Below are 12,179 nucleotides of genomic sequence, written 5' to 3'. Positions count from 1 at the left end.
TGGAGAACGAGCTTCCTGAAGGCGGCGTAGCCCGGCATACGAGTAACCCGCGGAGATGCTAGGCAACGGATCTCATCCGACTTGCGTCAGTAGATAGCGGCAGGCTCATCGGACGGACCACTGTAATGCGGTACCCAACCCGCGGATATCAGCGTGATTCACCGTCGAGATTTACTGCTACGCCGCCCTCAGGAAATTCAGATTGCGTGCAACTCAAACAGGCAAAAACGATCCCGATTGACACGCGGAAATGGAATGAACGCCTCCCACCTACCGTCAAAGCTACAAAGCATGGTGGTTTCTTGCGACGGTAACCGATCATCAATCGGAGGATGTTATGAAACTCACGCCAGTGGGAGTGGACATTGCCAAAAACATCTTTCAGGTGCACTGGGTCGACCCGAATTCCGGTGAAATCGTCAGCAAACGTGTCAAGCGGGCAAAGTTCCTCGAGCATTTCGCAAACCGAGAACCTTGTTTGATCGGCATGGAAGCATGTGGCGGAGCGCACCACTGGGCGAGACAACTTGCGAATATGGGCCACCAAGTGAAGCTGATGGCGGCCAGATTCGTCAAAGCCTTCAATATCGGCAACAAAAGCGATCCGGCCGATGCGCGTGCAATCTGGCTCGCGGTGCAGCAGCCGGGGAAAGCGGTTTCCGTAAAGACCGAAGGTCAGCAGTCCGTGCTGGCGCTGCATCGCATGCGGCAACAACTGGTCAAGTTCCGCACAATGCAAGTGAACTGTCTGCGGGGTTTGCTCGCCGAATACGGAGAGGTGATGGGAAAAGGTCGCTGTGCGCTCGATAAGGCCATGCCGATAGTGCTGGCAACAGTCGCCGAGCGATTGCCGGCAGTACTGATCGACACACTCAGAGAGCAGTGGAACGGCTTGAGCAAGCTTGATGAACAGATTGCCACGATCGAGCGACGTTTGCGGGCGTGGATGAAAGAGGACAAGGCGAGCAAGAGCATTGCTGCCATACCCGGCGTAGGCCTGCTCACGGCGACCGCGGCGGTTGCGACCATGGGAGACCCAAAGTCGTTCAGACCAGGCCGCGAATTCGCGGCTTGGCTCGGCTTGGTTCCCCGACAAACGGGCTCCGGCGGCAAGGTGGTCCTGCTGGGAATCAGCAAGAGGGGCGATACCTATCTGCGGACCCTTCTGATTCACGGCGCTCGCGGTGTGCTCTATAACTCAAAGGACCCAGGAGCATGGGTCGAACGCATCGGGAAACGGCGGCCACCCAACGTAGTACTTGTAGCGTTGGCAAACAAGATGGCCCGGACAATCTGGGCGATGCTTGCCCATGATCGGCCATACGAAGAGAGCTTCATGAGCGTGAAACCTGCGTGAGCGCTCGCCGGACCACACGGAGAGCGCGTCTACTCTCCCACTATTGGAAGACAACTTGAACAGAAAGGTTGCGTTGGCAATTGAGTGTGATGACGAACCAGGTCAGACCGTGACTTGCTAAACCTGCATATGACTCGGAGCTCCGAGCTCTTACGGGAAATGAGGGGCGAGTCAGCGGATTTCATCGGGGCCTGCAGCCTGTCAGGCTGCAATGAGGCCGAATATAAAGCCGCAGCCAAACCTAGGTGACGTCGGAGCACACAAAAGCCTCGCAAAAGGGAGGCGTTCATATAAAGTCATATCAGCATCTGGATGCACGATTTGGCAGCAATGTCCAGCGATGATGGGAAGCAAACGGCGTGGGAAAATGAGCAAGGTCCGCTGCGAGCGCAACGGACGTGCGCGCCGTGCGGACGCGCAGGATGTGCCGGGTTCGGTGCCGAGGAAGTGCTATAAACGGTGCGCCCCTTCGCCTACGCCCAGCGCACTTCGGAGATCCTGCGCAGTAGCAGTGCGTCACAGGGGCGCATTCGGTCCATATGCGCGTCAATTGCCCTTATAGATGTCGCAGGACAAGCCGGTGATGCAGAGGGCACCGGTTCGTGGATCCCGTTCTCCACGGGACGTACCCGCTCCGTATGTTCCCATTGGTGCTCCGCCCTGTGAAGCGTCGGACTGGTATTGTCCCGATGCGTTGGTGGCTGCGGGTTGATCGGGCATGGGTTGCTGAGAGGGCGATGCCGGGGTAGCGGACTGACCGTAGGCTAAGCTGCCCATGGAAAGCAGTACGCTTCCACCAATCACTAGAAATAGCGACTTCATGATCAGGTACTCCATCGACTCAAACGTCGTTTCCGCGCTTTCGATTCGACAGGTAGGCAGCCTTTGTCCGCGAGTCGTTGGAGCGATAAATGCTCGAAGGCCGCGACGATTTCGGGTGCCATGAGGCTCGTGCAGTGTATGGCGAGGGGGTGGCCCTTCGGTTGCCAAATTCCATACAATCGCGCAATGAGATCCGCGTAACAGGGTCCCTCCCTTTAGCAAGCCGCTTGTACTTTGGCTTCCTGGGGGTAGTCGCAGCCCGTTCTCCAAATCGGTCCACATCGAGATCAGTCAAGGAAAAAGGCGGCCCGCGCATGTCCAAACAGTATGGAGTGGCTGGTATGGATTCGCGCGCGCACGCTGCCGTCCAATCCGCGGTCAAGACAAACAATTGGACGTTCTCCGAATCATTGGCGAGGGCCCCGACCGTTGGAGTGTTTAGCAGTGCTCCATCCGTGCTTTATCGAGCGCCGTCAACCCGTTCTTCTGTAGTTCGCGAACGCAGCGGCGAATTGCCTTCGCATGATGTTCGGCCGCATGCATCTGGAATGCCGAGTTTGTCAGCGACATCCGCCACGCTTAAGGGGTTCCGCAAAATATACAGGTGTCAGGTGATGCACGGTTGCGATATCAGCGTCCCGAGACTCGAAGCGCGATCTTTCAGTCATATGATCTATACGTACTACTATTAAAATATTCTGCGGTGAATTTTCGTGAGTCACACATAATATCGCGATTAACGTAAGTGGTATGTCGTTATTCTATGTAATTTTGAATAGAATCGATCGCATTTTTTCGATTCGATGTGCGTATCGGACTCAAGTTAAGAAAGATTGAACTAACCCGCTGACGCGGGAGGAGGCGGTTGGCCAGCGGCATCGGCTCCGGGATCATCCGAAGGGCGGTTCCGTTCGAATGGGACCATGGCAGTGCAGTTTGCTGCCGTCACCACTCAGAGCGGAGTCCACCATGACACCCCTACGTCGACGCATGATCGAGGATATGCGCGTGCGCAACGTCGCGGCCAACACGCAACGCGTGTATCTCCAGCAGGTGAGCAACTTTGCGAGGTACTTTGGGCGCTCCCCCGAACTGCTGGGGCCGGAGGAGGTGCGCGCCTGGCAAGTCCATCTGATTGAAGTCCAGCGGCGTTCCCCCAGCACGCTGGTGGTGGCCACCGCGGCACTGCGCTTCCTGTACCACATCACACTCAAACGCGAGTGGGCCGTCGAAGAACTCCCGATACCGCGGACACCGCGCAAACTCCCGGTGATCCTCAGTCAGGACGAGATCACCCGGTTCCTTGAAGCGATCCGAAGCGTCAAGCACCGTACCGTGCTGATCGCAGCCTATGCCGCCGGCCTGCGCATCTCGGAAGCCACCCGGCTGAAGGTCGGCGATATCGATAGCCAGCGCATGATGCTGCGTGTCGAGCAGGGCAAGGGGCGCGTCGACCGCTACGTAATGCTCTCGCCACGGCTGCTGGAGGTCCTGCGCAGCTACTGGTGTATCGGCCGGCCCCAGTACTGGCTGTTTCCCGGCCGCTTCCCGGATCAACCCGTCGGTGCCGACGTGGTGCGACAGGCGTGCCATGACGCACGTCGCCGTGCCGGTATCACCAAGCCGATCACCCCGCACATCTTGCGCCATGCCTTTGCGACGCACCTGCTCGAGTCCGGCGCGGATGTGCGCCTGATCCAGTTGCTGATGGGCCATCGCAGCCTGGCCACGACGGCGCGCTACCTGAAGGTCGCGACCAGCGCGATCTGCGCGGCGACTAGCCCGTTCGACCGGCTGCCATCAAGGTCACCGCATGCTTCACCCGAACCGCCGGTTGACCACGTCTGAACCGCGATGAAGGCCCCGCTGGAGTTGGCGGACATCCTGCGCCGCCACGGCCCGGCATACCGGCATCTGCACGCCGACTCGCTCGACCGCGAGCAACATCGTGTCATGCGCGCCATCGAGCAATGCCGAACTGCGGCTTTGGGCAGCCACGTCGAGCAGTGCGACACCTGCGGACATCAGCGCATCGCCTACAACTCGTGCGGCAACCGGCACTGCCCGAAGTGCCAGTCGCTCGCCCGGGCACAATGGCTCGAGCGTCGCCAGTCAGATCTGCTGCCCGTGCCGTACTTCCACGTCGTCTTCACCGTTCCGCAAGAGATCGCGGCCGTCGCATTCCAGAACAAGCGTGTCGTCTACGACATCCTGTTCCAGGCAACAGCCGAAACGCTGCAGACGATAGCGGCAGATCCCCGGCACCTCGGTGCCACGATCGGCTTCATTGCGCTGCTGCACACCTGGGGGCAGAACCTGATCCACCATCCGCATCTGCACTGCGTCATCCCGGGCGGTGGCCTGACTGCCGACGGCACGCGCTGGGTGGCTTGCCGGCCCGGCTTCTTCCTGCCCGTGCGGGTTCTCTCGCACCTATTCCGCCGGCTGTTCCTCGAGCGCTTGCAGCACGCCTTCGATATCGGGGCACTCGGCTTCTTCTCGTCACTGGCCCACCTGTCTGAGCCGCGCCAATTCGCCCGCTATCTGTCCGGCCTGCGACGAACTGAGTGGGTCGTCTATGCCAAGGAGCCATTCGGTGGTCCCCAACAAGTGCTCGACTATCTCGGCCGCTACACACACCGCGTCGCGATCTCCAACAACCGCCTCGTCAGTCAGACCGATCGGCACGTCACGTTTCGCTGGAAGGACTACCGCCATCCGGACCGACCACACGTGATGCGTCTCGACGCCTACGAGTTCCTACGCCGCTTCCTGCTGCACGTGTTGCCGCACGGACTACAACGAATTCGCCACTACGGACTGCTCATCAACCGGCTGCGCGAGACCAGCCTGTCCACATGTTGCCGACTGCTTGACGCGCCGCTCCCCGAAACCCGAACGACACTCCGACCCGACTACCGCGACCGCTATGTACAGCTGACCGGCCGGTCACTGCGCGACTGTCCGGTCTGCAAAGACGGTCACATGGTCTGCATCGAATACCTCCTGCCTGGCGCGCCGCCGCGGGCACCACCCTGCCAGCAATGAGGCACGAACGCATGCCGCGGCTTGATGAGATCGTTAGTTGGTAACTGTTTAAGATTGCGCCTCGCCGGTGTTCATCCTGCTACCGTTCCGGCGGGCCCCACTTGCGTTGAGTTCCCATAGCGAGGGAGGTGAGATTGCATCTACGTGACGTTCAGAAAGGACTCCGACACAGATTGACTAGTACGCCTTGCATCACATGGCAGGTGTCGGTTCCTGAGCCGACGGTCGAGTGCCCCTATGTGCGCTTCTGTGCCAGGCAGCTGTTGGCCGGGTGCCGACTTATGCAATTTGCATGTGCAGCTTCAGCCTCCCCTGACTGTATCGGCGGCACGCGACCCCCAGCGGCCCTTCCACGGATTGACCGGGCTCATCGGGTCGCTCATCGCGGTAGCGAGATCGAACGATGCGGCGAATACCGGGGCGCCCTTCTTCGCAGCACATGCAGCTGGCAAACGGCGGCAACGCACGCGATGGCTCCGACCCACGAGGCGAACGGGTTGAGTCGATTAGCCCTTGCCAGTGCCCGGATGCGCAACGGCGATCAGACTCAGAAACTTCGCCGGGACTGCCCGCAAGAGGCTCCGCTGCGGGACGTCGTGCGCGACGCTTCACGCTAAGAATCGGGGTTCCGGTCAACTATGCAATTGTCCGCCACGTCCGGGCCTCAGGCGACTCGGCTCGACATGCGCCCAAACCCTGCAAGCGAGGGCTAACGCGAGGGATGTTTTGCAGCGCGAGCCTGTTATGGACGGTGCGGAGAACGGCCCCTACGGTTCCCAATCATCCGCTGCGCGGTCGCAGACTGTCAGCCTTGGGAATACACAATCCGGGTATCAGAAACGTTGATGGCAGCTATACCCTCAAGCTTCTGTTCATTTTGTCGTTGAGCCGTCCATCCTCTGCATTCGAAGGACAAAAACAGTGAGAAGTCTTTCATTCGGTCAAAAGCTGTGGATTCCGTTGGTCCTGTCGCTAGCGTTTGTAGTCTGCTCCGCGCGTTTTTGCGCGTACCAGACACGTTATGCGCGCATTGAAGAACGCGAACGCGCGCCCAAGGAGGCAGGCGACATCTCCACCAGCATCGCGAGGCGCTACGCCCTTCGCGCAGGGTGGCGAGCGTCTGCTTCTTCGCCTCGCTTTCCGTCAGGTGATGAACCCGGTCAAGCCTGAAACGGAGGGCAAATATGTAGGCGATTTCCGGGATGCCAACAGAACCTACGTATTCGCGAGATCGCCGCGGTCGCGCGGTCAACCGGCGATGCTTCGTCGGCTAAAAGTGAACCGTTATAGCTCATTGCGCGGCGGTGCGACGTTCCTCGCCGCCGCCCGGACAGTAGTCGGAGAACAGCGTGAGATTCAAAGCAGCGTGGCGCCATCAGATATGGGATTCGACTCGATCCCAGGGCGAAGCTCGCGCAACAGCTGGCGGCCAGGCCGCCAGGAATCAGCAGTTTCTATCCTTTTTTCTTTCCCGGTTTGCTCAACGCAAGCCTTTGCCGTTTGCAAGCCTGTCCGTTGCGATTGCTGCGGGAACCGGCATCGGTGCTGTTGCATATCAGGCGGCAAATCAGGCCGTCGATACGTACCGTCTCGCGTTGTCCATGGCAGTAGGTGTTGCCGCGCTCGCCGTTGTTCGTCGAAAGCTCGGTGCCGACCACGCGCGGGAGTCTGCCGCTATTGCACTGGCAAGCGGGCTGCTGGACGCGAATCGTGACTGCCTGAAGGTACTCGATACGGATGGAAAAGTGCTACGCGTATCCGAGCATGGCGCCGCGCTGATGGAAGCAGAGTCCCCTGAAGAACTCGACGGCGCGGACTGGCTCAACTTCTGGACCGGCGAACACCAGTCCGCAGCCGCAGAGGCCTGGACTAACGCCCTCGCAGGCAGGAGCACATCTTTTACCGGAAGCTGCGCAACCACCAAAGGAAGCCCCAAGTGGTGGAATTCGACGCTCACGCCAGTCGTTGGTGATGACGGCGCGGTGGTCGCACTGCTTTGCGCTTCGGAAGACGTCACGCGGCAAAGCACGCTATTGGAAACACTGCGCGAACAGAACGAACTGATGCATGAGATGGAGTCTCATGTCCGGTTGGTGTTCTACTCGTCGAGCCCGAGCTTCGAGCATTTCTATCACGTCAGCTCCGGCGTTGAACGCGTCTTCGGTATCTCGCCCGAACTGTTGCACAGCGCCCCCACCGCCTGGCTCGACCTGGTGCTGGCCGATGACCTTGAGCCCTTGCTCGCAGAAATGCGCCGCATCGTCGAAGGATCAGCCGAAGGGAGCTTCAAGTATCGGATCCGCCGCCCCGACGGTTGCCTGCGGTGGATCAAAAGCACCGCATACCCGGTCCGCGACGATTCGGGAAGTGTTGTGCGCTTTGTCGGTATTAGCGAGGACGTCACGGTAGAGCATGAACGCCTCACAGCGCTGAACCGGTTGGCCTACACGGATGCACTGACGGGTTTGGCCAACCGCGGCGCCCTCATCCGGCAGATGAAGGCGCTGTGCAAGCAGGAGGTCGCCTTCGGCCTCATGTTCATCGACCTCGACCGGTTCAAGGTTCTCAACGACACCCTCGGCCATACGGCCGCCGACCGTATGTTGAAGGACATCGCGAAGGTCATCCAGGAAACGTTTCCCGCGGATGCATGCGTAGCGCGCCTGGGGGGAGACGAGTTTGCGGTGATCGTGAGCGGCGTGAGCGACAGGGCCACGTTAGGGACCCTGGCCAAGTCTCTGCTCGAGGTACTCTACAGCGGAGCGCGGAAAGACACCGCCGGGGCCTTCGTCACGGCTTCTATCGGAATTTCACTGTATCCGGACCACGGCCGGAACCACGAAGCGCTTCTCACAAGCGCCGACATCGCGATGTATGCAGCAAAAAAAGGTGGCCGTAACGGTTTCAGGTTCGCCGACAAAGCCGTCAGCGATGTCCTCGGAGACTTCGAACTCGAGCGCGGGCTACCCACGGCGCTTGCAGCCGGACAGTTCGTCCTTCATTTTCAGGGTATTCATGAACCGGTTTCGCTGGCAGTGAAAAGCCTCGAGGCGCTGGTTCGATGGAATCATCCAACGCGGGGGATGGTGGGACCAGGGAGCTTCATCCCGATACTGGAAGAAAGCGGCTTCATCGTCGACGTTGGCGCTTGGGTACTGGACGCGGCCCTCGCGCAGCTGGCCAAATGGAGAGCCGCCGGACAAAAACGTCTTTGCATGTCGGTGAACGTATCAGCGCGTCAACTCCGGGACGACGCTATTGTCACGGTTATCGATAACGGGCTGCGCAAGTATCAGTTGCCGCCGCGCTGCCTGGAAGTCGAACTGACGGAAAGCGCGCTGATGGAAAACCCCACTCTGGCACAGGAGACCTTGATGTCGCTCAAGCGCCTTGGGGTACGCATTGCCATTGACGATTTCGGGACCGGGTACTCGAGCCTGCGCTATCTCGCCGATTTCTCGCCAGACACGGTAAAGATCGACCGCTGTTTTACGGCCAGGTTGGGTCGCGACCAGGCGAATGCGTCGATTGTCCGCGGCATTATCGAGATGGCCCACGAGCTCGGCATCAAGGTGACGGCTGAGGGTGTAGAAACAATGGAGCAATTGCACATCCTGCGCGACGCAAGCTGCGACTATGTTCAGGGGTTCCTCCTGACGGAGCCCATGAATGCGGACAGCCTTGCGGGTTCACAATACCAGGTAGCGATGCCGCAGCGCTGAGTATGTTAAATCCAGGGCTATCTGCTCGGTAGACCGGAGCCGTGCGATGTTATCTCTGCGTCGTTCGCGACACTGAACGACATGAACTGACTGGCGAATGCCGGTAACCCAATCACCCGGTCCTGTGGCACATATCGCGGACCTCGAAATGAGCAAGTTTTGATGGAAGAGAAGCGCCCAGGCTCGCCCGCAAAAGCCAAGCTTGCGCGCCGAAAAATCCGCGTCCCGCTGCGCGTGGGCCGCCTGTTCTCGCACTTCCCCTGCCTCGCAGGTCTTGTCGGTACAGTCGTTTCGCTCTTAATGGCAAGCCTTTCCATCTCGACCATGTACGATGGGCGCGCGGCGGCTCTCGAGCATGCGCTTGAAACATCGGCAAATGTTGTATCAGTCATCAGTGGCGACATCGCCCGCAACGTCGAACTGGTCAACCTTTCGCTTCAGGCCATGGCGGACCGTGCCGAGCAACCGTCTGTCATGGCTCTTCCAGCTGCACTCCGGCGCGACGTGCTGTTCGACAGGACGACGACAGCCCAGTACCTTGGCGGCGCCTTTCTGATGGACACTACGGGTACCATCATCGCCGCCGGCGACCACAACGCTGCTCACCCCGGCGTTTTCAAAGACCGGGACTATTTCCGCACGCATGAACGCAGCGCCTCTGCCGGTCTGTTTATTTCTCACCCCTACTACTCGCGGCTACGCGATGGAAATTGCTCGGTGACCCTGACGCGGCGCATAGATGGGAAGGACGGCTCTTTCGCCGGAGTCGCGGTAGTGGCGCTTCATACGGACTACTTCCAGTCTCTGCTTGAAAAAGTCAGTGTCGGGCCTGCCGGCTCAGCTTTTATAGTGATGAACGACGGAACGTTGCTCGCCCGCAAGCCGTTGGCCGAAGCCGTCATCGGACGCCGAGTGCCGGGTGCCTTCCCCGTGCGGGCAACGCAGACGGCTGGTTCGTACACCGCGACGTCACACATCGACGGCGTCCGCAGGATTATCACTTACACCCATGTAGCTGGCACGCCGTTTATCGTGGCCGTCGCCCCCGCCGAACAGGATGTCCTTCACGCGTGGCGCAAGCGTAGCGCTGTCGTTGGGGCGCTGACGGTGATGTTTGGCCTTATCATCATCGCCCTTTCATGGACGCTTGCTTTGATTTTGCGTGAGCGGATGGCTGCGCAGGCGGAACTTGTTCGCCTTGCCGGGACTGACTCGCTGACGGGACTCCACAACCGGCGGGTGCTTGACAGCAGGCTCCACGAAGAATGGCGGCGGGCACGTCGAAACAACACGCCTCTGTCCGTCCTCTTCGTCGACATTGACAGTTTCAAGAGTTACAACGACACATACGGACACGCAAAAGGCGACGACGCGCTGGTCGCAGTTGCGACTGCATTGCATCGATTGTGCTTCGGCCCGGTGACCTGGCTGTGCGCTATGGCGGCGAAGAGTTTGTCATCATCCTGCCCGACACGCCACTCGACGGTGCGCGCGGGCTTGCGGAACGGCTGCGTCAAAGAATCTCGTCGACGAACATCCCGCACGCAGGCAGCGCCTTCGGTCTGGTCACGGTCAGCATCGGTTGCGCCACGGGCTATTCGCGACTGGGCGGTGATGCGTTCTCAGTACTCCGCCAAGGTGATAAGGCCCTCTATTACGCAAAGACTAACGGCCGGAACCAGGTCAGGACGGCTGCTGAACTCGGTCCGCCGAGGAAAGCGCGCAGAACGCCGTAGTGATCCGGGCGCTAAACTTGGCCGAAGGCAGAAAATGCGCTGATAGTCCGCGCTAAAAGAAGCGGGGGGCGAAGCGCCGAGTTTGCCAGCGTCGCGTTCGAGCAACGTAGGGACAGACGGATGTTCATTAATTTTGCTAGCGCGTTCGACGTGTCCTTTGATTGTGTTAATGCGGCTGGCGTGCGATGGTAGCCGACCAGAGAGAACATCCGCGTAATAGTCAGGGTATCGTAACCATTTGCTCCATCCGCAGGTACGGTGCGTCTCCGGACTCTGGCCTACCGTCTAGCTGTTTCTGCGATTCGGTGAAGCTCGTCTCCATCCTTCGCTCCGATACAGGCTCGCGTGCGAGCGGCAGCTAGTCGCGCGCGGAGCGAAGGGGCCCTGACTCCAAAGCAGTGCGCTGTCGGTGGTGCACGGAGAATCTCGAAAAGCTGTCGCTGCCAGCAGATGGCGAATGCGGCCTGCTAAAGATCGACTTTTGGAACGTTATTGCGTAAGAAGTCGATCAACGTTTCGGGGTTGACGGGCTTCACAAAATGCCGCTCGCACCCGGCTTCGCGTGATCGAGCAGCGTCCTCCGGTGCCCCGAATCCACTGAGCGCGACCAGAACCGCATGGGCGGTTTCTGGCAGCGCTCCTAGCCGCCGCGCCATGTCGTGGCCGCTGATGCCAGGAAGGCCGATGTCGAGGATGACGACGTCCGGGTGAAACGCCTCTGTGCGATGGGAAGCGCGGCCTCACCATCGAAAGCACATTGGACTTCATGCTCGTGCAGGATCATCGCCAGCGATTCAGCCGCATCACGGTTGTCATCGACAACGAGAATGCGTAGCCGCCTCGTCTGGTGCGTCGCCGATTCGGTCTGGTTCACAGTTTGGCATTCACGCGCCTGCGTTGTCGGCAACGTAACGGTGAATCGCGATCCTTCCCCTACTCCGTCGCTAGCAGCGGTGACGCCGCCTCCATGCATATCAACCAGATTCTGGACGACAGACAGCCCGATACCGAGACCCGATCGCCACCGGCCATCTGGAGCGGCAAGCTGAACATAGGCCTCGAACATGCGGTGAAGTTGCGTTACCGGGATGCCAATGCCTTTATCGCTCACAACATTCGTACCTGATCGTCGCGAACTGTTGCGTCGATCGTTATCTCGGTGTCGTTGTCGGAGTATTTGATTGCGTTGTCTAGCAGATTAGAGACGACCTGGGTGAGCCTTGTTCGGTCTCCATTCGACTATTGAGATTTACGTAAATCATGATCTCGTACGCCCGTCGCGGACGGCAAAAATCGACCCTGAACTGCCGTTCAGGCCCGCGACACCGCAACGTCCGCTCCGGATGTGCAAGCGTCACTCGCCCTATGGACTCGGCTTAATGCACTCCAAAATCTGACTGAAGGCCTCTCAGCTTCCACCTCAGGCCATCCATCGAGCGTATCATGCTATGGAATCGCACTCCGCAGAGGCTCGGTGGCGTCGCTCAATCATTG

Annotated in this window: 8 protein-coding genes and 1 pseudogene; 6 read left to right on the top strand and 3 right to left on the bottom strand. The window is 59.6% G+C overall.

What is annotated here, in order from left to right; genetic code table 11:
• Positions 1-337 precede the first annotated feature (337 nt).
• From M3I53_RS34310 to M3I53_RS34285, 6 genes and pseudogenes are all read left to right on the top strand, one after another.
• Positions 338-1,357 carry an IS110 family transposase gene (locus M3I53_RS34310; protein WP_254320224.1) on the top strand — a complete coding sequence of 340 codons (1,020 nt, stop codon included), beginning with the start codon at positions 338-340 and terminating at the stop codon, positions 1,355-1,357.
• A gap of 1,791 nt (positions 1,358-3,148) precedes the next feature.
• Positions 3,149-4,027, top strand: a complete 879-nt coding sequence (locus M3I53_RS34305; protein WP_254320223.1) for a site-specific integrase — start codon at positions 3,149-3,151, stop codon at positions 4,025-4,027.
• A gap of 6 nt (positions 4,028-4,033) precedes the next feature.
• Positions 4,034-5,227, top strand: coding sequence for an IS91 family transposase (locus M3I53_RS34300; protein WP_254320222.1), 1,194 nt, complete (start codon positions 4,034-4,036; stop codon positions 5,225-5,227).
• Between the two features lie 1,349 nt (positions 5,228-6,576).
• Entirely contained in the window at positions 6,577-8,949 is a 2,373-nt protein-coding gene (locus M3I53_RS34295) for an EAL domain-containing protein (protein ID WP_254320221.1), read from the top strand.
• A 162-nt stretch (positions 8,950-9,111) separates the two neighbouring features.
• Positions 9,112-10,293: pseudogene (locus tag M3I53_RS34290) on the top strand (cache domain-containing protein); the annotation flags it as partial.
• A gap of 62 nt (positions 10,294-10,355) precedes the next feature.
• Positions 10,356-10,685 carry a GGDEF domain-containing protein gene (locus tag M3I53_RS34285; protein ID WP_309249567.1) on the top strand — a complete coding sequence of 110 codons (330 nt, stop codon included), beginning with the start codon at positions 10,356-10,358 and terminating at the stop codon, positions 10,683-10,685.
• Between the two features lie 467 nt (positions 10,686-11,152).
• Here M3I53_RS34285 and M3I53_RS38740 read toward each other — a convergent pair whose 3' ends face one another.
• Genes M3I53_RS38740 through M3I53_RS34275 form a run of 3 tightly spaced genes read right to left on the bottom strand, consistent with a single transcriptional unit; the run spans position 11,153 to position 11,867 of the window.
• Positions 11,153-11,356: a hypothetical protein gene (locus tag M3I53_RS38740; RefSeq protein WP_375542622.1), complete on the bottom strand. Its 204-nt coding sequence runs from the start codon at positions 11,354-11,356 to the stop codon at positions 11,153-11,155.
• Positions 11,326-11,796: an ATP-binding protein gene (locus M3I53_RS34280; protein ID WP_254320220.1), complete on the bottom strand. Its 471-nt coding sequence runs from the start codon at positions 11,794-11,796 to the stop codon at positions 11,326-11,328. The genes M3I53_RS38740 and M3I53_RS34280 overlap by 31 nt, the downstream gene beginning before the upstream one ends.
• A complete protein-coding gene (locus tag M3I53_RS34275; RefSeq protein WP_254320227.1) occupies positions 11,793-11,867 on the bottom strand; it encodes a hypothetical protein in 75 nt (24 codons plus the stop codon). Before M3I53_RS34275 ends, M3I53_RS34280 begins: the two co-directional genes overlap by 4 nt.
• Positions 11,868-12,179 lie beyond the last annotated feature (312 nt).

Source organism: Paraburkholderia sp. CNPSo 3272, from assembly GCF_024206495.1.
GTDB lineage: Bacteria > Pseudomonadota > Gammaproteobacteria > Burkholderiales > Burkholderiaceae > Paraburkholderia.
Note: the sequence above shows the minus strand (reverse complement) of the source record. Positions and strands in the feature narration are given on the sequence as shown.